The following is a 24,743-nucleotide window of genomic DNA, read 5'->3' as shown; positions in this document are numbered from 1 at the left end:
GGGGATTATGATGAAATTTGAGCAGTTCCACATCGAGGGAAAAGAAATCCGTTTTGGTTTGCTCGAGACGATCATGGATCATCATCATTTCATCCGTGAAGGTGCTTGGGATTATGAGCGTGCCACGTATGACATGAAATATGAGAAACAATCGACTGGCGAAACATTCTATCTTCGCTTACCTGTATACGCGATCGAAGGTCAAATCGAAGATCGTCACGCTGTTGTCAAAATGCTTACACCGATTTTAGGAAAGCATTATTATCCACACGGTGTTGAATACGATGAAGTCTTCCCAGAAGAAATCGTCCGCGACTGTGAGCGCCGTCTAAAAGCACTCGCAGAAACATTAGAAGTCAAACCCCTTGCATAAGCGAAGGGGTTTGTTTTTTTGACTAGATCGGAGGCTCCCGACCTTGAATCACTCGATTTATTTTGAAAGAAAGGGCAACATCTTATGCTCTGGGGCGTCACGCATCCAATTAGAAGTGCTTCCTCTGCCTGATTCAATCAATGAATTAGAACAAATGATTTGTTCTGAATCTATCCAGACTCTTTATCTCTCAACTTATCAAATACATGATCGAAATATATTAGAACCTCAATCAATCAGCGATATTCGATCTCAATGGAACGAGTCATACAAATCTCATATCGTCCTTTCAAATGAAGCAGACCTAGATGACTTTCAAGATGGGCATTGCTTCTTTGCAGAACTTTTTCATGACCCACAAAAAAATATGATATTAATCCTTTATCAAGCTCACTAAAAAGTACGAATGAAAACAAAGCCCACAGAAGCAAATTCGCTTCTGTGGGCTTATATTAATTGGTTGCAATGACGGTCAATGTCACATCGACTTGACCGAGCAATAAATCGAATTGGTCTCGAACATAGCGATACAATTGCTCTGCCTCGACGAGTGATAATGGTGCAATGATTTGATAATCATAGTGGTCTTTCGAGCGAGAGACGACTTTCACTTCTTTCAAGCCGAATTCAATCGCGCTACACGCGATCAAATCTTCAATCGCCCGTTCCGCAATCGTCACGTCTCCGTATGAATAGTCATTCCCAATCACAGCCATCGTATCGTTCATGGTGATCACTCCTTTTCATTCGCGAGCACTTTAACGTCCTCCATGATAGATTCGATATCGACCGGTTCATCCCCTGCCGTCGCCATCTGCGCGACAGCACGGACATCATGATGGCGGTCGATGACGTACATCGTCGTCGCATGCGTCACGAGTCCGCTGTTCGCCTTCGAATAATAGAACTGTAGCTGACGTGTGATTCGGTCAATGTCTACCTGGTCTCCCGTCAACATCTTCCATCCAGTCGGCTCTGCTTGGAATGCTTCTCCGTAATTTTTCAGAACGGGCACGGTATCCACCTCCGGGTCAACCGTGATCGCGACGAGTTCTACGTCCGAGCCGTATAAGTTCTCTTTTTTCAATTCTTTTTCGAGTTTCATAAAATCACGCAACGTGAGCGGACAAATATCTGGACAGTTCGTATAGAAGAACGTCACAATCTTCACTTTTCCGTTGTCGGAATTATAGGTCTCTTCATTTAATGCGTTCGTTAATGTGAACGGGGTTGGCTCTTGAATGACGGGTAGGTCGTCTTGATTGAAGAAAACAAAATACACGGCTACTCCGATGACGACAAGCGTCAAGACGGTCAAACCGACCGTCAAATAGCTATTCCGTTTCATACAGCTCTCCCTCTCTATGGATCATCCTCCGATTATCGCGCGGAATACGTTCGTCGTTTCACCTGGGTCATATGCCACATAGAGAAGAATGTAAACCGTCACCCCCGTAATGGCCGTGAAGAACCAGACGACTGACGCTTTTGGACCGATTTTCCGGTGCTTCTCGATTTTGTTTTTATAACCGAGATAGAGCGTAATCAATCCGAGGATACCACCTGTGGTTGCGAGAAGAATATGGAAAATCATAAAACCAAGATAGAACGGCTTCACTGAATCCGGTCCCCCAAATGCCGTGTTACCGACAAAAATGGTACGCGAGACGTAAAGGATGAAGAACGTCGTCGCTGCAATCGCTGCGGCCGTCATCACCTTTTTATGTTTTTCGATGTTGCTGCGGTCTTTTGCGATAATCACCCATCCGATGGCGACAAGAATCGCACTGATGACGATGAATGACACACTAATTAAGGCAAGATAGTTCATCAATGTTTCCCCTTTATGTTCTGTTTAATTTTTTTCATTTGTTTCTTGCGGAGTGAATGACATGCCTTCATCAAGAGCAAGCGATTTCGTCCGACGCACCCAGCCGAAGAACGTCCAGCCGAAGAAGAAGCCGTACACGATCTCTTGACCGAGCTTCATGAGAACCCCACCGAATCGTTGATCTTCGAGCGCGCTGTTCGTCGCTCCCATCAACGCCTCTAAATCGATTCCAGAAACGTCACCGTTCGGGAGACAGTAGCCAAGGACTGTCGCAAACGTCTGCGGGTCCGTATACGCATTATAGAGCGTCGTTTGACTGAAGATGATGAGCGCACAGGCAGGTGTCAATAAGACCCCGTTGGCGATAATGTACACCATTCGTTTCAAATCGGACATGCCTTCCTCTTCGTCTGAGACGAGTGGAACGATGACCGGATACCACATCGTCAAACTAAAGACGAGAAGGGCACCGTGGAAAATACGGTGAACGCCATAGTTCGTCAAGACGTAGTCAAATACGACCGGCATATGGTAAATCGAGAACAATGCGTTGAATAAAATAAGCGCAATCAGTGGCTTCGTCAAAAACTTGAACGTCGGCCCAATCCATTTGAAGCTAAGTACTTTTTCAAACACCCAGTACGGTAGACCGTAAACGACGAGTGCCGGTGCCAAAATATAGACGAGCACCATTTGGAACATATGCACCGACAAAATGATATGTGCCATGACATCGATTGGACTTCCAAAACCGATGTAATACAAGACAATCGCAAACAACATACTAAACTTTTGTAATAACGTGGTCGAGGCATATCCTCGCTTCGCCATTCTCTCTGTCACGACGGCGTATAACACATAAATCCCGACCATGAGCAATCCGAACAGCGGACTCCATAACGTGAGCCAATCAAATTGATTGAGCAGCTCCGACGTATTCCAGAGCATCCGTTCACCCCTTTTCTTTCTCTCCCTAACCTTTGAAACCGTTCACTTCAAGATTACTATTCATTCATTTTTGAAGTAAAGGAAAAAGGACCGAATCATCCGTGTTTCCACAGATGTTCAATCCTTTGTCACAATTACCAAATGAGTAAGCGGAGTGCAGCGACCGTGATGATGGCAACAAAGATACCTAGCCACATCATGCCAACGATCCACGTGTTCCCACGGTTATTCATATGCATGAAGATATATAACTGTAGGAAGACTTGGATGACCGCCAAGATGATTAAAAAACCACCTGCTGCCCACACCGGCATCAATTCCGCATAGACGGCGCCGAATGCCACGAATGTGAGTAAAATCATCATCGCGAAACTGATCAATTGAAGCTGATACTCACGTTTCGACTCTGCTTTTACTTCAAGCTCTAACTGCTTGTGAGATTCGTTCATTACTCGTTTTTCCATATTAGTTCACCATCCCTAAGAGGTAGACGATTGAGAAGATGAAGACCCAAACAACGTCGATAAAGTGCCAATATAGACTCGATACATAGAACTTTGGTGCATTGTATACATCGATCGGACGGTTCCAGTTACGAATCAAGAGTGTCGTAATCCAGAGGAGACCGAACGTTACGTGCGCACCGTGGAAACCAACCAACGTATAGAAGGCTGAACCGAATGCGCTCGATGTGAACGTGTGACCGATGTGGTAGTAGTGAATGAACTCGTAAATCTCAGCACCAAGGAAGCCGGCACCAAGAAGGAGTGTGACAATCAACCAAAGCTTCATACGCCCTGGATTGTTTGCTTTCATGTTCATCATCGCAAGGACACTTGTAAGTGAACTTGTGAGGAGGAGCATCGTCATGATGAAGACGAGCTCCATTTCGAAAATGTTATACGAACGTAATTCCTCTGGCGCACCAGAGTTCAAGAGACCAACGTATGTTCCAAAGAGCGAGGCGAAGAGGACTGTCTCTCCACCAAGGAAGAACCAGAAGGCCACATATTTATTTTTCCCTTCCAGTGTTGCTTTCTCTGGATTGGCCGGGATACCGGTCACTGGGTGTTTTTCAACTGCATGTGCCATTTATTGTTCTCCTTTCTCACGAATCGCTTTCAAGTCTGCTTCGACTTGTGACTTCGGAATGTAGTAGCCGTGATCGTCAATCCAAGAACGTAGGAACATCGAGACGAACGTCATCCCTAATCCAAATCCAATCAATGACCAACCAACGACCGTGTTATCCATCTGGAAGATGGCACCGAGTCCTGCGATAAAGAGGCCGAGTGACATGAAGAACGGAATGAGCGAGTTATTCGGCATGTGAATGTCCGAAACTTCCTCAGCGACTGACACGCGTTTGTTGCCTGCCATTTTCTCGAGCCAGAACGTATCAAGTCCTTTGACGAGTGGTGTTTGTGCAAAGTTGTACTCCGGAGTCGGAACAGGAAGTGTCCACTCAAGCGTACGACCGTCTCCCCAGTGGTCTGGTTTGACGCGGTCTTTTGACAAGAAGGCTTTCACAACAGCGACGAGCAAGACAATCGTTGACACACCCATGAAGAATGCACCGATTGTCGAGAGCATGTTGAGTGTATCCCAACCTTGACCATCGAGGTATGTGAAGACTCGACGTGGCATACCGAACAATCCGAGGAAGTGTTGCGGGAAGAACGTCAAGTGGAACCCGATAAAGAACAACCAGAACTGCCAGTATCCAAGCTTTTCAGAAAGGGCTTTTCCGAACATGAGTGGGAACCAGTAGTAAAGTCCTGCGAAGAGACCGTATACAACCCCACCTACGATAACGTAGTGGAAGTGAGCGACAACGAAGTAGCTGTCGTGGTACTGATAGTCAGCCGGTGCGACTGAAAGCATAACCCCTGTCATCCCACCAACGAGGAATGAAGGAATGAACGCGACTGAGTAAAGCATGGCGACGTTGAATTTAATTTGACCGCCCCACAGTGTGAAGAGCCAGTTAAAGATTTTAACACCCGTTGGTACGGCAATCGCCATCGTTGCAACAGCGAAAATCGAGTTGGCAACTGGACCAAGACCGACTGTGAACATGTGGTGAACCCAAACCATGAATCCAAGGAAACCGATGAGCATTGTCGCGAAGACCATCGTCGTGTAACCGAAGAGGCGTTTACGTGAAAATGTCGGAATGATTTCCGAGAAAATACCGAATGCCGGTAAGATCAAGATGTATACTTCCGGGTGACCGAAGATCCAGAAAAGGTGTTCCCAGATGACAACGTTCCCGCCAAGTGCCGGGTCAAAATAAGCAGCTCCGAAGAGTCGCTCGAACATCAACATGAACAATCCGACCGTAAGTGGTGGGAATGCGAAGACGATCAATGCCGATGCAACGAAAGTCGTCCATGTGAAGAGTGGCATACGCATGAGTTTCATTCCTGGCGCACGCATGTTCAAGATGGTGACGAGGAAGTTAATCCCGGCCATCAATGAACCGAAACCTGAAATCTGAAGACCGAGAGTGTAGAAGTCTACCCCTGTCGCTTCCGGTTGTGTTGAAAGTGGAGCGTAAGCCGTCCACCCTGCGTTTGGTGCTGCTCCGAAGAACCAGCTCAAGTTAAGCATGACTCCACCGAAGAAGAACAACCAAAAACCTAATGAGTTAATGAATGGGAACGCAACGTCGCGTGCCCCGATTTGAAGTGGTACGACGGCGTTCATGAAACCGAATAGCATCGGCATGGCCGCAAGGAAGATCATCGTCGTCCCGTGCATCGTAATCAACTGGTTAAACGTCTCACCGCTGACGAAATCGTTCATTGGTTTGACGAGTTGCCAACGAATCAGTAATGCTTCAATTCCACCGAGAAGGAGGAAGAAGATTCCTGAGAACAAATACAAAATACCGATTTTTTTGTGGTCAACCGTCGTAATCCAATCCATGATGCCATTGTATTTACGCGATTGCTGCATTGCAGTGGTCTGTGCCACGTGAAATCCCCCTTTTCCCGTTAGTCAATCTTCTGCTCATACAAGAAGTCAACGAGTGCATCTAATTCTTCGTTGCTGATTTGACCTTCATTGAATCCTGGCATAAGAGCCCCTTGTTTCTTCTCTTGCGGGTCACGAATCCACTCTTTCAAGTTGTCCTCGTTGTTTTCGAGGTAACCTGCGAGCCATTCACGATCACCGAAGTTCGTCAAACTTGGTGCCACTTTACCGCCGCCGTGACAGCTTAAGCAGCTTTGGACATACACTTCTTCACCTGTCGTCAAGTTCGTGTTGTCTGCGACGAGTTTCTCACCGTTCTCGTCTTGCTTGGCTTTCATGTCAGCGAGCCATTGATCATATTCTTCTTGCTCGAGCGCGATGACTTTAAAGTCCATAAGGGCATGTGACGGACCGCAAAGCTCAGCACATTTCCCGTAGTAAGTACCTGGTTCATTTGCATGTAACCACATTTCGTTATCAAGTCCTGGGTTCGTATCTGTCTTACCAGATAAAGCTGGTACCCAGAATGAGTGAATGACATCTTTAGACGTCAAGTTGATGCCGACTCGTTTTCCGACTGGGATGACGAGTTCTTGCCCTGTCACAACACCTGCTTCTGGATATTCAAATTCCCACCAGTACAAGTTAGCTGTAACATTGATTTCTTCTTCTTTTTTCGCTTCTTTCGCTTTCGCGAGTTCGACAGTCGTCGTGATTGTCGGAACAGCGAGAATGATGAGAAGGATAATCGGAACGACTGTCCAAATCATCTCGAGTGTACTGCTACCTTCAACTTGCTTCGGAATCGATTCATCTTTCCGACGGAACTTCATGAGCACGTACACGTAAATGACCGAGACGATGATGAGTACGAAGAGCATGATTGCCAAACTGATGAGAATGATGCGGAGCTGAAGCTCAGCCCCTTCTCCCATCGGCTTCAATGCAGACAATCCCTCTTGACCGCAACCTGATAACAGGACTGCGAACATCATCATCGGGACGATGCCAAACAGAAGCTTCTTAAATGATTTCACAACAATCCCCACTTTCTCCCAAAATGATGTGTAATGGTTTTCTATATAGTGAGTGCGATCACCAGAGTGCTGTCAAAATCAGCGCGATAATCCACACGACTAAATAAATTAATGAATAGAAGAACATTTTGTTTGCCCACTTGATTTCATCCTCGGCGTTGAATCCTTTCAACCCGAGATACAACCAGTAGCCCCCTAAACCGGCTGCGACTGTCAAGTAAACAAGACCATAGTGCATAAATAAGAGCGATGCCGGAATCAGCGTCGCAATCCACCAGATGATTTGCCGTTTCGTGATGGCAAATCCGTTCACGACCGGAAGCATCGGAATGCCTGCCGCTCGATACTCTTCCGTCCGTCGCATGGCGAGCGCCAGGAAGTGTGGTGGTTGCCATAAGAACATGACAAGGAACATGAGCCACGCATCGATATGAAGTGTCGGATCGAGTGCTGCCCAACCGATGAGCGGTGGAACGGCTCCTGAAATACTACCGACGACCGTATTGAGCGTACTCGTACGCTTCAGCCACATCGTATAAATCACGACATAAAAAAATGCCCCGATTAAACCGAATACTGCGGCGACGTACGATACAAGGAGCAAAAGAAGTGTTCCGATTGCAAGTTGTGTCAATCCAAGGAGTAGAATCTTCTCTCCTGAAATCTTGCCGGTTACACTCGGTCGATTGTCCGTACGATCCATTAAGTAATCGATATCTCGGTCCACAAAGTTGTTTAGGTAACAACTCCCCGAAATCACGAGTGCGCTTCCTAACATCGTTAATAAGAGCTGTGGCCAAACTTCAAACAAGTAAAGGACTGGCGTATCGCTCTGGTACGTCGCTGCCACGAAGAATCCTGCAAACACCAACAACAGGTTGGCGCGAACGATTCCCATTTTCGCTAAGGCGACGTAATCTCGGAATGACGTTGATTCTGTATACTCTACATCTACCATCATCCCTGGGTTGACTTTTGTCATACTGACCCCCCCACATAATCACGAAATCCTCGCATTCTCTTCACAGAAAAAACACAATATGAACAAAATACACTTAACTCTCTACAAAGATACCATATTTTTTTATAAAATACGCCCTTTATGCTTGTAAAATAGCGAGTTTTTTGTGTCAATAGTGTGATATTTGTCACACCTTATGTGCTTTACTAATATTAGAATAACGTTTTTGATAACGATTGCAAGCTTTTCCATTTCGTTTTTTGAACAGAAAGCCGTATAATAAGTATGGCGAAAAAAATATAAATAAACAAGGTACATTTTTAACGGATTTTGATTAGAAGCAGGTGGTATTGCATGCATAAAAAACTCGCGTTTTTCTCAGGGTTTGTCACCCTCGGGATGATGCTTGTCCTCATCATGGGTGGAACCGTGACGAAGACGGATTCAGGAGATGGTTGTGGGACGGACTGGCCACTCTGTCATGGAAAATTAATCCCAACCAACCCAAGCGTTGAAACGATGATCGAATACAGTCACCGGGTAGTCTCCGGAATCGAAGGTCTTCTCATCATTGCGCTCGCCATTTGGACGTTCATCGCGGTCAAACATCGGGTCGATGTGAAAATCTTCGCGTTTCTCGCATTTATCTTTATGCTCATCCAATCGATCATTGGAGCGGGCGCGGTCATTTGGCAACAGTCGGACGCCATCCTGGCCCTTCATTTCGGCATTTCTCTCGTGTCGTTCGCATCGTTACTCATTTTGACGATTCTGTTATTCGAAGGTGACCGAGAGCATCAAGTCGTATCGAGACGGTTGAGATCTCATCTTTACGGTCTCTCGATCTATACGATGATTGTCGTCTACACCGGAGCTTATGTCCGTCACCTCGGTGCTACATATGCTTGTGTCGGTTGGCCGATTTGTGAACAAGAAGTGTGGACGTTTGAGTCGTATGTGCAGATGGGACACCGTGTGATGGCCGGGCTACTCGTCTTGTACACGTTGTATGTTCTTTACTTGGCACGTAAAGAAATGAATCGATTGATTGAGCGCGGCATGATGGCGTCTCTCTTCTTCATCCTGCTTCAAGTCGGTACAGGTGCATGGATCGTTCTTGGGGGACACGCGACTTACGTTCCGCTCCTTCACGCATTCTTGATCACGTGCTACTTCGGTATCCTGTCATACCTCTCTTATCACGCGTATCGGTCGACAGCGCGACAAGACGGGGCACAATTGAAAAACATGAACGGATAACCAAACTAAAAAGCGCCACGGCGCTTTTTAGTTTACAATGCTTTAAATCGTTCGAGGGCACGCTCTCTCGCTTCTTTATGATCGACGATTGGCATGGCATAGTTGTCTCGCTCTGACGGGTCCGGAAAGTGAATCGATTTATCTGTTATATGTTTCAGCTCCGGCACATACTTCCGGATGAACGTCCCATCAGGGTCAAATCGCTCGGATTGCGTCGTCGGATTGAAAATACGGAAATACGGAACAGCGTCCGTCCCGACTGAGGCCGCCCATTGCCATCCCCCGATATTCGACGCTGCCTCATAATCGATCAGCTTTTGCTCGAAATACCGTTCCCCTTTTCGCCAATCGAGAAGGAGATGTTTCGATAGGAAAGATGCGACAATCATGCGTAGGCGGTTGTGCATCCACCCGGTCTTGTTCAACTGACGCATCGCCGCGTCGACGATTGGATACCCGGTTTCCCCGTTACACCACTTTTCGAACTGCTGTTCATTGTCCTCCCATTCAATCGACTTGTATTTATCATTGAACGGTTGATCTTTCAATCCGTGGAACTTTGCCATGACCATGTAATAAAATTCGCGCCACAACAGCTCATCATAATACGTGTCGCGCCCTTTTGATTGTCTCGCCGACAACACTTGTTCGGCGATCGTGCGAATCGACAACACACCTGTCCGTAAATAAGGAGATAGTCGACTCGTCCCGGCGATGCTCGGAATGTCACGCTTCTCGTCATAATCGACCATGCGATCATTGACAAAGCGGGTCAATCGCTTCTTCGCTTCCGTTTCCCCTAGCCCTTTCCATTCACGTTTACATCGCTTGAAGAGCTCTTTCAGTTCACTCGGTTGTTCATTCTTTGAACGGATGTACTGAGATAAACGATCGACATCAACCTCATATGGTGCGGGTGGCTGTTCGGCATACGCCGCTTTTTTGAACGGGGTGAACACCTTATAGGGATCGCCACTTTTTGTACGGAACGCATCGGGATGAAACAGATGACGATCTAAAAGTCGCACTACCTTTACATCTTCACTAAGTGCTTCAATCACACGGTCATCCCGCTGTTTGAACGGTTCCACATACTCCGCATTAAAATAGAGCACATCCATCTCGCCGAGCTGTTTCACGAACGCATCCTCCGTCTCCGCGACGAGGACACGAAGCCCTAACCCTTTCGCTTCTAAATCATCCATGAACGTTCGCATCGTCGAGAAGAAATAGTCATGCCGCACTTCGAATGGGTGACAGTATTTCGGATTCAACCAAAAGACGAAGTCTAGGTCATCGCCTTCCTCCATATCTTTCAATACACGGTGTAACATATGATTATCGGTCAGTCTAAAATCTGAACGGAACCAACATATTCGTCTCATGATCTCCACTCCCATCTACAAAAAAGAAGCATAGCGCGCTATGCTTCTTTTGATTATACAAATTCAATCAACAAGTCGTCACTTTGTATTGTGTCGCCTTCTTTAATATGGATGGCCTTAATCTCACCATCTTGTGCCGCTTGAATTGTCGTTTCCATCTTCATCGCTTCTGTGACGAGCAACTGCTCCCCACGGTGAACGCGACTTCCTGGTTCGACCAATACTTTCAAGACAGACCCCGGCATCGATGCACCGACTTGTTTGGCGTTCGAACGATCGACTTTCGGACGGCTTGTCGTTGCCGATTTGACATTGACATCTTTAATCTCGATTTCACGTGGTACCCCGTTCATCTCATACGAGACGAGACGGATGCCATCTTCATTCGCCGCACTCACTTGTACGAGCTTGATGATTAATGTTTTTCCTGTCTCGATTTCAACTTGGATTGTCTCCCCGACGTTTAATCCGTAGAAGAACGTCAACGTGTCGAGCACCGATACATCCCCGTAGGTCGTTGTATGTTTGATATAGTCTTCGTACACTTTCGGATAAAGCGCATGGGCAAGAAGTTCAAAGTCCGTCACCGGTCGCTCGAATTTTTCGAATAGTTCTTGGCGTGCCGATTCAAAGTCATATGGCTTGATCAATTTACCAGGACGAACGTTTAATGGCTCTTCCCCTTTCAAGATGACTTGTTGTACATCTTTCGGGAATCCACCTGGAGGCGTCCCCAATTCACCACGCATCATTTCGACGACCGAGTCCGGGAAGTCCAACTGGTGTCCGCGCGTCATCACATCTTCTTCCGTCAAGTTATGCTGGACCATGAAGAGCGCCATATCACCGACAACTTTAGATGACGGCGTCACCTTGACAATGTCCCCGAACAACATGTTCACTCGGGCATACATCGCCTTGACTTCGCCCCAACGGTCTCCAAGGCCGACCGCTTTCGCCTGCTGTTGGAGGTTTGAATATTGTCCACCCGGCATCTCGTGCTCATACACGGATGGATGCGGGGCACGCATATCACTTTCAAACGGTTCATAGTTATGACGCACGTCTTGCCAGTAGTCACTGATGATCTCATATTGTTTCGGGTCGACCTTCGGCTGACGTTCGTGGTGGTTGAGCGCGTAGACCAAACTTCCACCTGAAGGCTGTGACGTCATCCCTGACATCGAGCTCGCTGCAACGTCAACGATATCGACACCGGCATCTGTCGCACGAGCATAGGTGAAGATCCCGTTACCGGAAGCATCGTGTGTATGCAAGTGGATTGGTAAGTCCACGGCGTCTTTCAATGCCGATACGAGTGCATAGGCCGATTCCGGCTTCAATAGACCGGCCATATCTTTGATTGCTAAGATATGCGCACCACTCGCCTCAAGTTTCTTCGCGAGGTCGATATAATACGGAAGGTGGTACTTCGGACGGTTGCCATCGTACAAGTCTCCCGTATAACAGATGGCCGCCTCCGCCACTTTCCCAGTCGGAAGTGTCGCATCGATTGCCAATTGAATCGATTCTAAGTTGTTGAGACTGTCAAAGATTCGGAACACGTCGACTCCGGCATATGCCGCTTCGTGTACGAATTTCTCAATGACGTTGTCTGCATAGTTTTTGTATCCGACCGCATTCGCACCGCGTAGCAACATTTGAATCAAGACGTTCGGCATCTTCTCACGAAGCTTCATGAGACGTACCCATGGGTCTTCGGATAAGAAGCGGTAGGCGACGTCGAACGTCGCTCCACCCCACGCCTCGACCGAGAACAATTCTGGCATGAGTTTGCTTGTCGGTTCGGCAATGTTCAAAATGTCCTGTGTCCGCATGCGCGTCGCGAGCAACGATTGATGGGCATCTCGCATCGTCGTATCCGTCAGCAACAATTCCGGTTGACGTTTGATCCAATCGGCGAGGCCGTCCGGTCCAAGCTCTGTAAGAATTTGTTTCGTCCCTGGCTTCGCTTCTGCTGGGAGGTCATGTGGGATTCGCACCGAACGGCTGATCGGCTTGTCTTTCAGACCGACACCCGGGAATCCATTCACCGTCACGTCCCCGATATAGTTCAACAGTTTCGTCCCACGGTCTTTTCGTTTCGGGAAGACGAACAGTTCTGGCGTCTCATCGATGAATGACGTGTTGTAATCTCCATTGATAAAGTTCGGGTGCTTCATGACGTTAATCAAGAACGGAATGTTCGTCTTGATTCCGCGAATCCGGAACTCGTTCAAGTTTCGAACCATCTTCGAGGCCGCTTGTTCGAATGTCATGCCATGTGTGGACAATTTCACGAGAAGTGAATCGTAGTACGGTGAAATCTCTGCACCGACATACGCATTTCCACCGTCAAGACGGACACCAAAGCCGCCTGGAGAACGGTAAGCCATGATTTTCCCAGTATCCGGCATGAAGTTGTTGCCTGGGTCTTCAGACGTAACACGTGATTGAATCGCATAACCGAGAAGTTTAATGTCTTCTTGCTTCGGCATTTGAATCATATCGCCGTGGAGCGACTCACCTTGCGCGATCATCAATTGTGTTTGAACGATATCAAAGCCTGTGACCATCTCTGTGATCGTATGTTCCACTTGAATACGTGGGTTGACCTCGATGAAGTAGAACGACTCGTCCTCGGTCACCAAGAATTCGACCGTACCGGCGTTGACGTAACCGACGTGACGCATGAGTTGGACCGCCGCATCACAAATCGCTTGGCGTGATGCATCAGACAAGGTCACACACGGCGCCACTTCGACGACTTTTTGGTGACGGCGCTGAACCGAACAGTCACGCTCGAACAAGTGGATGATGTGACCGTGCTCATCTCCAAGAATCTGCACCTCGATGTGTTTCGGACGTTCGACGAGTTTTTCTATGTACACTTCGTCAGAACCGAACGCCTGCTTCGCTTCTGATTTTGCACGTTCAATCAAATCTTTCATTTCTGCTTCTGTACGAATGACACGCATTCCGCGGCCTCCGCCACCCATCGACGCTTTGACCATGAGCGGGAATCCGTGCTCGTTCGCAAATGTTTCCGCGTCTTCATATGATGTGAGCGGTCCATCCGAACCCGGAATGACAGGAAGACCCGCAGCAATCGCACTCTGACGTGCTCGTACCTTATCCCCGAACGCATGTAAATGTGACTCATGCGGTCCGACAAAGATGATGCCCTCTTCACGGCAACGTCGTGCGAGTTCAATATTCTCTGAAAGGAAACCATATCCCGGGTGAATCGCATCACTGCCTGACTCCTTAGCGATTCGAATCACGTCTTCGATATCGAGATACGCATCGATCGGCTTTTTGTCTACACCGATCAAGTAGGCCTCATCGGCTTTAAAGCGATGTAAGGAACCGCTATCTTCTTGTGAATAGACAGCTACCGTTCGAATGCCTAACTCTGTCGCCGCTCGAAATACGCGAATGGCAATTTCCCCACGGTTTGCAACAAGTAACTTTTTAATTGGTTTCAAATGAAATCCCCCCGTTAATGAAGTTTGTTTGTTTCCTTACCTGACGACGTGAAGTGATGAACGTTGAACGTTTTCTTCTGACTTCACCCGAATTTCTTCTCGTCGTGTCGCCTCTCGATGACGGTTACGCATCGAGATACTGCTGAGCACCCCGAGAACACCCATCATCATGATAAGCGATGTTCCCCCATAACTGACCAGTGGCAAGGTTACGCCTGTCCCTGGGAACCAACCGGACATCGCACCGATATTGATGGCCGTCTGGATCATAATTTGTGAGGCAATCCCAAACGATACGAACATCGCAAAGTGACTATCCGCATGATTGGCGATATGAATCGCGCGAAAGGCGATGAAGAAGAGTAGGACCAAAACCGTCAATACACCGAAGAACCCTAACTCCTCCGCAATGATCGACATGATATAGTCGGTTTCTGGTTCTGGCAAATACCCATACTTTTGAAAACTGTTCCCGAGTCCGACTCCGGTCAATCCACCATGTACGATCGAGATGATCGACATGAGCAATTGGTGTCCATATCCTTCCGGGTCCATGAACGGGTTGAACACGACCTCAATCCGACTTCGTTGATTCTCCGAGAAGATGGTCGTGAACAATACGAATACAGTACCCATCCCAGCTAAAATCCCCGGAATCAAAATTCGAAGCGGCGCCCCGACACCGAACCACATGAGCAACATGATGGAACCGAGGACGAATAACCCACCCATATCCGGCTGTCCATTGATTGCGATGGCGTAGAACGAGAAGTAAAAGAGGACAGGCACTAAAAAGAAGGCGCCGATTTGAGCGCGCAACCCTTTTTTCGTGATCGCGGCCCGCGCTAGTCGACCCGGGAGTCCTTTCAACTCATTATTCCATAGTTCATGGTAGTAGTTCGCAAGCAGTATGATGAGGACAAATTTGGCAATCTCGACCGGTTGAATGGTCATTCCGCCGATGATGAGCCAAGCCCGGGCCCCGTTCAATGGCGGCATCGCCCACGTGACAAACAGCAAGATGACAGAAAGCGCATAAAGACCGAGGCGAATGCCTTTTTTCCGAAACATCTCATATCGGAACAATGTCGCAATCAAATAGACAAAGATTCCAATGCCAACGTAGACGAGCTGGCGATAGAATAAACTACTATTCGCGTAATCCCCACGATTCCAAACACTCGCACTATAAATCATGATGGAGCTTAGCCCGACGAGCAAGAGCACTGACAAAAACAACGCAAAATCAAAATACCGAAACCGTGTTTTCATGTATTCACTTCCTTATGTAAAACAATCCGACAACCCTTATAAAAAAATACTCAAACAGCGCCTCTTGCACAGTTTGAGTATAAGGTTCATAATTCTGAAGCTTCTGCCAAGGCAGATAACTTTTGTTCCAATGAATCGAGCAGTCCTTTACCTTCAATGTCTGAAATGAGTCCAAGACGAACCGCAAAATCAATTTGGCGCGATAGTCCAAACATATGTGTATCAAGCACCTCTTCATAAAGCGGGCACTTCGGCATTTTTAGGTTTTCTAACTGTACTTCAATCAGACAACGGATTTTTTCAGCATCCGCCTCGAGTAATTGAAGCGCTTGCTCCCGTTGGATTGCAGCCAAATTTGTCGCCACTACGACCCCTCCTCCGTACGATGACAGACTGTTTGTCATAACTCAACTGTACATTATCTTTCGTCATAATTCAATGTACAGTATGAATGAACGCGACATTCTTCCTCTTTTCCATTTTACGAGAAAGAGCGCTATAATGAAACGTGTAATGTGTATGAAGGGGGATATAAGCATGATTTTTCCACTTGATGGAGCGGTTCGCCACAGTCTGACGATCGACCCGACCGTATGGATTTTTGACGAACGAAAACGAAAGATTGAAGATTTGGACTCGGTGACGGAGAATGACCGTGAGGCATACTATGCGAAAATGGGGAAAGCATGGGATGACGGATTGTCACAAGGAACTCGAATCGACCACAACAAACCGATGTCGCGACAAGACAAGGATGCAGCATTACGCGACTCGTTCGCCATGCCGCTCGCGCCTTTTTTAAACAATGCCGAACCGATTGAGCTCGCGACACATGTCCGTTTTTACGGTGAGACTATATTGACTCTATCGCTCAGCGAGGCATCGCGCGTATATTTACAATTTTCAAAAGACGGAAAAGTACTTACTGACGGACCTGTCTATGTATTATATGAGGATCAGGTCATTCGCCAAGTCAATCATATCACCGTATTAAGCAATCAATGAGAAGGGTCACACCTTCTCTTTTTTTGGACTTTTTAGTTCACAAAGTGTAGTATATAGAGTGTTGACTACAAATTGAATAAGAAAGGTCGTGACGCTTACGATACCTCTATGGAAACGAAATTTAATGGTTGTTTGGATCGGTAGCTTCTTGACCGCCGCGTCGATGAGCCTCGTCCTTCCATTCCTTCCATTGTTCATCGAACAACTCGGGGTAAAGGATCCGGACCACGTCGTCACTTGGTCTGCGATTGCGTTCGGCGCGACGTTCCTCGTAGCCGCCATCGTCTCTCCGATGTGGGGACGCTTGGCTGACCGAAAAGGAAGAAAGCTGATGCTCATCCGAGCCAGTCTCGGGATGGCCATCGTCATGTTCCTCATCAGCTTCGTCCAAGACGTATATCAACTCGTCGGGTTGCGTTTACTCATGGGGGCCGTGTCTGGATTTATTTCAGCCGGCATCACGTTAGTCGCATCTCAGACACCAAAAGAGAAAAGTGGCTGGGCGCTCGGTACCCTGTCAACCGGTGGAATCACTGGTGGTCTACTCGGTCCCCTCATCGGCGGACTGCTCGCAGACTGGATTGGGCTTCGATCCGTTTTTCTCTTTACCGGAAGTGCACTCTTCCTGACGTTCCTCATCACGCTTTGGTTCGTAAAAGAAGATTTTGTCCCAGTGAAACGCGAAGAACTCGCGTCGATGAAATCGATTTTCGCCTCACTGCGACATCCACAGTTGATTGTCGGTCTGTTTGTGACAACGTTCCTCATTCAGTTCTCGACACAATCCATCGGACCACTCTTGACATTATACGTACGTGAATTGAATCCGAACACTACCGCGCTCGCCTTCATGGCAGGGATTGTCGCCTCCGCTCCGGGACTGGCCGCTCTCGTTTCGGCGCAGCGTCTCGGACGGTTATCGGACAGACACGGAGCGGAGCGCATCTTGTTTTGGGCACTGCTCCTCTATAGCCTCTTCTTGATTCCGCAAGCATTCGTTACCTCAACGACTCAACTCATCTTGTTGCGTTTCGGAATCGGGTTCGCAACGGCCGCCTTGATGCCGTCCGTTCAATCGCTACTGCGCCAGCATACGCCGGTCTCTGCGACGGGGCGCATCTTTTCATACAATCAGTCCGCTCAGTTCATGGGGAATCTACTCGGACCGCTATTTGGATCCCAAATCGTGGCACACTTCGGATTTTCTGCCCTGTTCATCATCACGGGATTGATTATGATCTCGAATGCCTTCTTAGAACGGACGAACGTCCAGTCGTTACAACTCGATACAAAATAACGCCGAGCACGAAGCTCGGCGTTATTTGTATCTTTCTTATAGTAGGTCAGCCGCCAATCGTGCAAGTGACGAACGTTCCCCTTTCACGAGTTGCACGTGTCCGAAGACGTTTTGTCCTTTGAAGCGTTCCACCGCGTACGTCAAGCCGTTCGAGTATTCATCCAAATACGGATGGTCGATTTGATACGGGTCGCCGACGAGTACGATTTTCGAGTTTTCACCGACTCGGGTGAGAATGGTTTTAATTTCGTGCTTCGTTAAGTTTTGTGCCTCATCGATGATGATGAACTGGTCCGGCATACTTCTACCTCGAATATAGGTGAGCGCCTCGAGCTGAATCGATTTCATACCGGCTAGAATATTCCCGAGCTCGTCTTTTGAATTCGCATTAAATAAAAATTCCAAGTTATCATAAATCGGTTGCATCCAAGGACGAAGCTTCTCTTCCATTTCCCCTGGCAAGTAACCAATATCGTTCCCCATCGGCACGACCGGGCGAGCGACGACGAGCTTATTGTAACGCTGTTCATCCTCGACGAGCGAGAGCCCTGCTGCTAGGGCAAGGAGCGTCTTCCCGGTACCGGCTTTCCCAAGTAAGGTGACAAACGGAATGTCATCTCGAAGCAACAGGTCGAGTGCCATCCGCTGTTGAACGTTTCGTGGATGAATTCCCCAAATATGATCTGCATCGAGTGCCAGTGGTCGTAAAATCGGTTGAAGCGAATCGACCACAGCAAGCGCACTCGCTTTCGACACATTACTTTTCAAGACGACGAATGAATTCGGATATAGCACTTGTTTCGTCAAGGCCGTCGTCGGCAATTGACGAACTTTATAAAATTCATCGATGAGCGACTGATCGACTTCAATCTCTCGATAGCCGGCGTATAAGTCCGTCGTGTCAACGATATGATCTGTCAGATAGTCTTCTGCATCAATTCCAATGGCGTCCGCTTTGACACGGACCAATATATCTTTTGAGACGACGACGACCTTTCGACCTCCGTCATGCTCGAATTGTTTCATTAACTTTAAGGCAACGAGTAGGATACGGTTATCGTTTGTCATGACATCGAACGGAATATCGACCTGGTGTTCATGACCGATTTCGACAAACAGACGTCCTCCGTTTTCAAGCGGGACCCCGTCATGGAGTTTTCCCGATGTCCGGAGCTGGTCGAGGACACGTGACGTTTCACGGGCATTCCGCCCGACCTCATCCATGTTTCGTTTCTTTCCATCTAACTCTTCTAGGACGATGGCTGGAATGACCACGTCGTGTTCTTCAAATTGAAATAAGGATAGCGGATCATGTAGGAGTACGTTCGTATCGAGTACATACGTTTTTTTCATAGACTTTGCCGCCCCTCGAATATAGGATGGTATTCAAGAATGAAGACTTTCTTTCACTTCACGGTCAAGCTTTTCCGCCGCTCGAATATCATACGTTTTCGTGATTTCGGGCTGTGCGTAAGCTGCTCCATAAAACGAGATGTTCCTCACTTCTTCGACATGTCCTTCAAAAAAACGAAGATGAAGGCTTGGTTTAACCGCCGGATCGAACTCTCGAATCGCTGAGAGTAAAACATGATAGGACTGACCATCTTCGATAAAAATGAGGCCAGCCGTCTTTTCTGTCGTCAAGATGGTCACGATATGTGAATTTCTTGTCAATGCGAACCGGACCGTGACAGCATCTAACGCTTGCACCCAACTGATCGCATGGCTGATCGGCCAACGCTTCGCCTCGTCGAAACCGACGAGAAATGTTAACGGCATGTCGTTCAATAGGCGCTCTTGCGCAGCTGTCAGTTCAAACGTTGCCTTACTCGCCATTCAACTCCCCTCCTTTTAACCGGGTATGGTTGTACCATTCTCCCTTACCGGTTCAATTCCCTGCTTTTAACGGTTGAAATCATGCTATACTCATCGTATAGAGGAAGGTGAAAAGATGCGTGTAAAATGTTCTCTTTGCGATAAAGTCGAGACCATCGACTCATGGTCGTTTGAAGCAAAACGCTTGCGTAACAAACCGGCTAAAACGTATATGTGTCAAGAGTGTCAGGAGCGAATCAGCGAACGAACGGCTGAACGCGCCGCATCTGGACAGTTCAAGTTATATCCTACATTTCGACAGAAACGAAATTGGTAATGCAAACGGGCGCCTCCGAAGAGACGCCCGTATTTTTTATGATTCTACCGCATCTTGACGACGGTTCCACCAAAGGCGACCACGATAAATGGCTAACACGATTGCCATGACGGCAAGCACTTCCGGGATTGGCCATGTGAAAAAGACGAGTGCCATCGTACCTGCTCCAAGTGAAAGCAGAATATAGACGATGAGCGACTTCCACCATGCCAATTGTTTCGCAAAACCAAGTTTAAAGACAAGGATTGTCAGTAAGATGACCGTGACAACGAGTGCATTGAACCCGACGGAAAAGTCATTCGGGTCACTGCCGACACCTAGCATCGAAGCGATCCACGGAACGTCAATCTGTGTGATATCGATTGTTTGAGAAGCTTTCAAGACAAAGAGTCCCCCTTTATTTCATACACATCCATTCTACACTATTCCATGCAAAAGGGAACGCCGAAGCGTCCCCTTTCTGCTAACTTATTCTTTACCAAGTTTACGACGCTTGTCAGCTTTCTCGCGTTCGTTCTTGTTCAAGATTTTCTTACGAAGACGGATTGACTCCGGTGTGATTTCACAGTACTCGTCATCGTTCAAGAACGTGAGCGACTCTTCAAGCGAAAAGACGCGCGGACGTTTCAAGACTTGTATCGAGTCTTTTGCAGAAGCACGCATGTTCGTCAATTGCTTCCCTTTAACGGCGTTAATGGCAAGGTCAACGTCACGGTTACATTCCCCAATGATCATTCCTTCATACACATCCGTACCTGGCTCGATAAAGATTGTTCCACGGTCTTCGAGGGCACCGATTGAGTAAGCCGTCGACTTCCCGTTTTCGATACATACCATAACACCGCTACGTCGGCCACCGATATCAGCAGCGATATACGGACGATACTCTTCGAACGTATGGTTCAAGATTCCGTATCCACGTGTCGCTGACAAGAATTCGTTACGGTAACCGATGAGACCACGTGATGGCACGAGGAATTCCATACGCGTCTGACCGTTGTCATTCGTGTTCATGTTCGCAAGCTCACCTTTACGGAGACCAATCGATTCCATGACTGAACCTGTATACTCTTCAGGTACGTCGATGATAACGCGCTCGAACGGCTCAACTTTCGTGCCGCTCTCGTCTTCACGGATGATAACTTGTGGTTTCGACACTTGGAGCTCGTAACCTTCACGACGCATGTTCTCGATCAAGATCCCGAGGTGAAGCTCACCGCGTCCTGATACGATCCATTGGTCTGGTGAATCTGTATTTTCGACACGGAGTGAAACGTCCGTCTCGAGTTGTTTCATCAAACGTTCTTCGATTTTACGTGCTGTCACGAAATCGCCTTCACGTCCTGCGAACGGAGAGTTGTTTGTCATGAAACGCATTTGAAGCGTTGGCTCATCGATGCGAAGGAGCGGAAGTGGCTCTTCTTTACCGACTGGCGTTACCGTTTCACCGACGTTGATATCTTCCATTCCGGCGATAGCGATCAAGTCCCCTGCTTTTGCTTCTTCGATTTCGACGCGCTTGAGGCCGAAGTAACCGAACAATTTCGTGACACGAAGTTGCTTCACCGTACCGTCTGTCTTACAAAGCGATACTTGCTCACCGACTTTGATTTTCCCACGGAAGACGCGACCTACACCGATACGACCGAGGTAGTTGTCATAGTCGAGCATCGTCACTTGGAATTGAAGTGGCTCGTCTGAGTTGTCCACTGGAGCCGGCGTGTTTTCAAGAATCGTGTCGAGCACGTGCGTGATTGTATCTTCTTGTTTTTCTGGGTCAGGATCGAACGAACTTGAACCGCTGACTGCTGATGTGTAGACGACAGGGAATTCAAGTTGATCTTCATCTGCGCCAAGGTCGATCAAGAGATCAACAACTTCATCGACAACGTCGAGTGGACGAACCATCGGCTTATCGATTTTGTTGACGACGACAATCGGACGAAGTCCTTGGTCGAGAGCTTTTTTCAATACGAAACGTGTTTGTGGCATACAGCCTTCACGCGCATCGACAACAAGGATAACGCCGTCTACCATACGCATGATTCGCTCAACTTCTCCACCGAAGTCTGCGTGACCTGGTGTATCTACGATGTTGATGCGCGTCTCTTTATAATCGATTGCTGTGTTTTTTGCGAGAATGGTAATTCCGCGCTCACGCTCGATATCGTTCGAGTCCATCGCGCGTTCTGCGACTGCCTCGTTCGTCCGGAAAGTACCAGACTGTTTCAATAATTCATCGACTAACGTTGTTTTACCGTGGTCAACGTGCGCGATGATGGCTACGTTACGAAGGTTTGTTCTTACGTTCATGTAGTTATTCCTCTCTTATTTAAAAAATTTCAACTTTTCTTCAACTTTAAGAGTATAGCACACGTCACAGTACCTTTGTCGAGTGGAATCGACTGTGAACGTTTTCATCTCGTGTTTTTTATCATACAATAGGGAAGAGAAGAGAAAATAAGGAGGAACCTCCATGCAGCTAATGTTTGTATTGATCGCAACGGCCGTTGTCGCAGGATTCGTCGGCATTGGAATCGGGGTGGCCGAGGGGAGCGCCGCCATTATCTTGGGCAGCCTCGTGTTAAGTGGCGTAGCGACATACTTTGGTATTCAATTGCGTCGCCGCATTCTTTCAGACCATCAATCATAAAAAAAGGGTTACTCCGGGATCATGTCGGAGTAACCCTTTTAACTTGCCTTTATAGCGGACGAGTCAAGCAGATGCGGTCGCGTAAAACGAGTCCATCTTCTTCGATGTCATCGTACCCGTGATTACGAAAATAATCGCGTTCCACCGAATCGAATCGGAATCCAGCTTGTTGGTAAAAGCGCAGTTGCATGATGCTTGAATTCCCTGTACAGACGAGCAGTTCTTTTCCACCAATCAAGGCGGCCCGCTTCACTGCGTCTTGTAACAAGCGTTGACCAATCGTTTGGTTTTGACGTTCGGGTTTCACTGCGATATTGACGAGTTCAACCCGATCGCCTTCGTGTGAAACGAGCATATACGCACCGACAATCTCACTACCGAGTAACGCTTTGTACGTACGACCTTCCTCGAATTGTTCCCGGACCATCGCTTCATTCGGATTCGCCAAGACGAGTAAGTCGCGGATTTCTTCATACGAATCATGTTCCACGATGTGTAAGTCCGGTTTTACTTCAGCCGTGACCCCTTTTGCGATGACGTAATGTTTGATGACGTCATTTACAAATGAATCGCTCCCAGCCAGGACAGATGTTTTTCCGTCATAGCGAATCGGCTCACCATATAAGGAAACGACACGCCCGCCTACCTCTTCAACGAGTAACTTTCCAGCAGCATAATCCCATGGCATATTGCGCATGGTGATGTAGCCGTCCACGCGACCGGCAGCAAGCCAGGCTAATTCAAGCGATGCAGCACCATGAGCTCGCGTCCCAATCGAGTCCCGTACAATCGGAGCGAGTATTTCCGGGGCAATCTGGTGGTTCGGCGTGACCCACGTCGCATTCATACTTAAAAACGCGTCTCGGACATGATGTTCATGAAGGGTCGTCAACGTCCGACCATTCAACGTCGCCCCGTATCCTTTCCGCGCCATGAACATCTCATCCGCCATGACGTCATAGACGAATCCATATTCCACGACTCCATCTATCATGATCGCGATAGAGATGGCAAACATACGTTTTTGATGAATAAAATTTAACGTCCCATCAATCGGGTCGACAAACCAGACGGTACCGGTCAATTGTTCTGGCTGATCTGTCGTCCCCTCTTCCCCCATAATCTGATGTTCCGGAAATGTTTGTTGGATTCGACGGACAATCAGTTGTTCCACCGCGCGGTCGATTTCAGTGACCAAGTCCCCTTTTCCCGTCTTTCGTTCCACTTCATAACTTTGATCAATCTCGCGACGAATCAGTTCTCCCGCTTGTTTGATTAAGTCGACTGCAAACCATTCTATCATCTGTGATCACCTCAACTGTATTGTACCAAACAAAAACCAGTATCCGCTCGGAATACTGGTTGAATGTGTGTGTAATGGTTAGGCTTCGAGACGCAATAATTCTTGGCGGTACTTCTCTAACCGATGCTTGCTAGCCTGAACTGTAGCATCATCTTGTGACGCCATCGCATCGAAGAGGGTTGCCAATTCATAATCAATCTCTAAGCGCAGCACCGGGATCCGTTTTTCTGCGTCTTTTCTTTTGAATGCCTCAATCACTTGTTTCATAAGATGCCACACTCCTTTTGTTGAGCTACAAGTTACGGTTTAGTGAGTTGAATTGAGTATATCAGATAAAATTCGAAAAAGAAAGATAATTGTCTGACTATTTTGAATTTTTTATCTTAATGGATATATTCCCAATTCCGAGGTCCCTAAACCTGATTTGGTGTTAATGAACTGTACCCGATTTAAAGGAGAAATAACAAAAAAGCATGCCTGAATTTGCTCGGGCATGCTCGGTCTTACAGTTTGATCATTTTACTCGAGGACTTCATTGCCGCCTGAACCGTACGATACGTGGAATAACCTGTCTGTTCGTCGTGAACCGCGTTCAGTTGTTTCTCCTCCGACTTAGATGTTACGATCTGCTTGAAGGCACGATAGGAGTCGAGAAAAACCTCTCGTTCCACCCCACCTTCATTGGCTTGTGCGACGACGTTATAAAACTCGACGACTTCAATCAATTCGTCAGTCGTCCAATCCGGATTGATCGGATAGTTGATTTGCATATTGTTTCACCTCGACACCCATTGTAACA

27 protein-coding genes are annotated in these 24,743 nt (G+C 47.6%); 7 read left to right on the top strand and 20 right to left on the bottom strand.

Annotation, left to right across the window (positions count from 1 at the left end):
* Window positions 1–10 precede the first annotated feature (10 nt).
* The gene (locus tag KNO68_RS02030; RefSeq protein ID WP_015881291.1) at window positions 11–373 is read left to right on the top strand and encodes a YugN family protein; all 363 of its coding nucleotides are present in this window, start codon (window positions 11–13) and stop codon (window positions 371–373) included.
* A 43-nt stretch (window positions 374–416) separates the two neighbouring features.
* On the top strand, window positions 417–770 hold the full coding sequence (locus KNO68_RS02025) for a hypothetical protein (RefSeq protein WP_215111986.1): 354 nt from the start codon (window positions 417–419) through the stop codon (window positions 768–770).
* A gap of 55 nt (window positions 771–825) precedes the next feature.
* On the opposite strand, the gene KNO68_RS02020 is transcribed toward KNO68_RS02025, so the two are convergent.
* From KNO68_RS02020 to cyoE, 9 genes are all read right to left on the bottom strand, one after another.
* The gene (locus KNO68_RS02020; RefSeq protein WP_214733661.1) at window positions 826–1,101 is read right to left on the bottom strand and encodes a hypothetical protein; all 276 of its coding nucleotides are present in this window, start codon (window positions 1,099–1,101) and stop codon (window positions 826–828) included.
* Window positions 1,102–1,106: 5 nt separating this feature from the next.
* The gene (locus KNO68_RS02015; protein WP_214691094.1) at window positions 1,107–1,721 is read right to left on the bottom strand and encodes an SCO family protein; all 615 of its coding nucleotides are present in this window, start codon (window positions 1,719–1,721) and stop codon (window positions 1,107–1,109) included.
* Between the two features lie 21 nt (window positions 1,722–1,742).
* The gene (locus KNO68_RS02010; protein WP_015881287.1) at window positions 1,743–2,204 is read right to left on the bottom strand and encodes a DUF420 domain-containing protein; all 462 of its coding nucleotides are present in this window, start codon (window positions 2,202–2,204) and stop codon (window positions 1,743–1,745) included.
* A 24-nt stretch (window positions 2,205–2,228) separates the two neighbouring features.
* Window positions 2,229–3,152, bottom strand: a complete 924-nt coding sequence (locus KNO68_RS02005; protein ID WP_078146635.1) for a cytochrome c oxidase assembly protein — start codon at window positions 3,150–3,152, stop codon at window positions 2,229–2,231.
* A gap of 134 nt (window positions 3,153–3,286) precedes the next feature.
* Complete coding sequence (locus tag KNO68_RS02000; protein WP_031421543.1) at window positions 3,287–3,616, bottom strand: cytochrome C oxidase subunit IV family protein; 330 nt, start codon at window positions 3,614–3,616, stop codon at window positions 3,287–3,289.
* 1 nt (window position 3,617) lies between these two features.
* Window positions 3,618–4,244: a cytochrome (ubi)quinol oxidase subunit III gene (locus tag KNO68_RS01995; protein WP_015881284.1), complete on the bottom strand. Its 627-nt coding sequence runs from the start codon at window positions 4,242–4,244 to the stop codon at window positions 3,618–3,620.
* Complete coding sequence (gene ctaD, locus KNO68_RS01990) at window positions 4,245–6,113, bottom strand: cytochrome c oxidase subunit I (RefSeq protein ID WP_215112378.1); 1,869 nt, start codon at window positions 6,111–6,113, stop codon at window positions 4,245–4,247. It lies immediately after the preceding gene.
* A 38-nt stretch (window positions 6,114–6,151) separates the two neighbouring features.
* Window positions 6,152–7,129, bottom strand: coding sequence for a cytochrome c oxidase subunit II (coxB, locus tag KNO68_RS01985; protein ID WP_078147917.1), 978 nt, complete (start codon window positions 7,127–7,129; stop codon window positions 6,152–6,154).
* A 97-nt stretch (window positions 7,130–7,226) separates the two neighbouring features.
* Window positions 7,227–8,150 carry a heme o synthase gene (gene cyoE, locus KNO68_RS01980; protein ID WP_015881281.1) on the bottom strand — a complete coding sequence of 308 codons (924 nt, stop codon included), beginning with the start codon at window positions 8,148–8,150 and terminating at the stop codon, window positions 7,227–7,229.
* Between the two features lie 333 nt (window positions 8,151–8,483).
* On the opposite strand from cyoE, the gene KNO68_RS01975 reads away from it, so the two are divergent.
* On the top strand, window positions 8,484–9,389 hold the full coding sequence (locus KNO68_RS01975; RefSeq protein ID WP_015881280.1) for a COX15/CtaA family protein: 906 nt from the start codon (window positions 8,484–8,486) through the stop codon (window positions 9,387–9,389).
* A 32-nt stretch (window positions 9,390–9,421) separates the two neighbouring features.
* On the opposite strand, the gene KNO68_RS01970 is transcribed toward KNO68_RS01975, so the two are convergent.
* The 4 genes from KNO68_RS01970 to KNO68_RS01955 form a co-directional block, all read right to left on the bottom strand.
* On the bottom strand, window positions 9,422–10,774 hold the full coding sequence (locus KNO68_RS01970) for a cryptochrome/photolyase family protein (protein WP_215111985.1): 1,353 nt from the start codon (window positions 10,772–10,774) through the stop codon (window positions 9,422–9,424).
* Window positions 10,775–10,827: 53 nt separating this feature from the next.
* The gene (locus KNO68_RS01965) at window positions 10,828–14,262 is read right to left on the bottom strand and encodes a pyruvate carboxylase (RefSeq protein WP_214757146.1); all 3,435 of its coding nucleotides are present in this window, start codon (window positions 14,260–14,262) and stop codon (window positions 10,828–10,830) included.
* Between the two features lie 36 nt (window positions 14,263–14,298).
* A complete protein-coding gene (locus tag KNO68_RS01960; protein ID WP_015881277.1) occupies window positions 14,299–15,534 on the bottom strand; it encodes an FtsW/RodA/SpoVE family cell cycle protein in 1,236 nt (411 codons plus the stop codon).
* A gap of 86 nt (window positions 15,535–15,620) precedes the next feature.
* Window positions 15,621–15,899: an Fpa/YlaN family protein gene (locus KNO68_RS01955; RefSeq protein ID WP_015881276.1), complete on the bottom strand. Its 279-nt coding sequence runs from the start codon at window positions 15,897–15,899 to the stop codon at window positions 15,621–15,623.
* A gap of 172 nt (window positions 15,900–16,071) precedes the next feature.
* Here KNO68_RS01955 and KNO68_RS01950 point away from each other — a divergent pair, with 172 nt between their 5' ends.
* On the top strand, window positions 16,072–16,539 hold the full coding sequence (locus tag KNO68_RS01950) for a hypothetical protein (RefSeq protein ID WP_015881275.1): 468 nt from the start codon (window positions 16,072–16,074) through the stop codon (window positions 16,537–16,539).
* 124 nt (window positions 16,540–16,663) lie between these two features.
* Window positions 16,664–17,836: a multidrug efflux MFS transporter gene (locus KNO68_RS01945; protein ID WP_240499801.1), complete on the top strand. Its 1,173-nt coding sequence runs from the start codon at window positions 16,664–16,666 to the stop codon at window positions 17,834–17,836.
* A gap of 36 nt (window positions 17,837–17,872) precedes the next feature.
* Here KNO68_RS01945 and KNO68_RS01940 read toward each other — a convergent pair whose 3' ends face one another.
* Together KNO68_RS01940 and KNO68_RS01935 are read right to left on the bottom strand one after the other, a co-directional pair.
* Window positions 17,873–19,189 (bottom strand): PhoH family protein, encoded by a 1,317-nt coding sequence (locus tag KNO68_RS01940; RefSeq protein ID WP_215111984.1) that lies wholly within the window; start codon window positions 19,187–19,189, stop codon window positions 17,873–17,875.
* Window positions 19,190–19,222: 33 nt separating this feature from the next.
* Window positions 19,223–19,672: a PNPOx family protein gene (locus tag KNO68_RS01935; protein WP_015881272.1), complete on the bottom strand. Its 450-nt coding sequence runs from the start codon at window positions 19,670–19,672 to the stop codon at window positions 19,223–19,225.
* Between the two features lie 115 nt (window positions 19,673–19,787).
* On the opposite strand from KNO68_RS01935, the gene KNO68_RS01930 reads away from it, so the two are divergent.
* Complete coding sequence (locus KNO68_RS01930) at window positions 19,788–19,988, top strand: YlaI family protein (RefSeq protein ID WP_015881271.1); 201 nt, start codon at window positions 19,788–19,790, stop codon at window positions 19,986–19,988.
* Between the two features lie 36 nt (window positions 19,989–20,024).
* On the opposite strand, the gene KNO68_RS01925 is transcribed toward KNO68_RS01930, so the two are convergent.
* Together KNO68_RS01925 and typA are read right to left on the bottom strand one after the other, a co-directional pair.
* The gene (locus KNO68_RS01925) at window positions 20,025–20,369 is read right to left on the bottom strand and encodes a YlaH-like family protein (RefSeq protein ID WP_015881270.1); all 345 of its coding nucleotides are present in this window, start codon (window positions 20,367–20,369) and stop codon (window positions 20,025–20,027) included.
* A gap of 87 nt (window positions 20,370–20,456) precedes the next feature.
* A complete protein-coding gene (gene typA, locus KNO68_RS01920; protein WP_215111983.1) occupies window positions 20,457–22,301 on the bottom strand; it encodes a translational GTPase TypA in 1,845 nt (614 codons plus the stop codon).
* 163 nt (window positions 22,302–22,464) lie between these two features.
* Here typA and KNO68_RS01915 point away from each other — a divergent pair, with 163 nt between their 5' ends.
* The gene (locus tag KNO68_RS01915; RefSeq protein WP_159562038.1) at window positions 22,465–22,641 is read left to right on the top strand and encodes a DUF5325 family protein; all 177 of its coding nucleotides are present in this window, start codon (window positions 22,465–22,467) and stop codon (window positions 22,639–22,641) included.
* Between the two features lie 49 nt (window positions 22,642–22,690).
* Here the strand turns inward: KNO68_RS01915 and KNO68_RS01910 are convergent, their stop codons facing one another.
* From KNO68_RS01910 to KNO68_RS01900, 3 genes are all read right to left on the bottom strand, one after another.
* Window positions 22,691–23,944 carry an inositol monophosphatase family protein gene (locus KNO68_RS01910; protein ID WP_078146630.1) on the bottom strand — a complete coding sequence of 418 codons (1,254 nt, stop codon included), beginning with the start codon at window positions 23,942–23,944 and terminating at the stop codon, window positions 22,691–22,693.
* 78 nt (window positions 23,945–24,022) lie between these two features.
* Window positions 24,023–24,211, bottom strand: coding sequence for a hypothetical protein (locus KNO68_RS01905; protein ID WP_015881266.1), 189 nt, complete (start codon window positions 24,209–24,211; stop codon window positions 24,023–24,025).
* Window positions 24,212–24,447: 236 nt separating this feature from the next.
* A complete protein-coding gene (locus KNO68_RS01900; RefSeq protein WP_031421520.1) occupies window positions 24,448–24,714 on the bottom strand; it encodes a UPF0223 family protein in 267 nt (88 codons plus the stop codon).
* Window positions 24,715–24,743 lie beyond the last annotated feature (29 nt).

The organism is Exiguobacterium sp. s75 (assembly GCF_018617145.1).
In the GTDB taxonomy this organism is placed as follows: domain Bacteria; phylum Bacillota; class Bacilli; order Exiguobacteriales; family Exiguobacteriaceae; genus Exiguobacterium; species Exiguobacterium profundum.
Note: the sequence above shows the minus strand (reverse complement) of the source record. Positions and strands in the feature narration are given on the sequence as shown.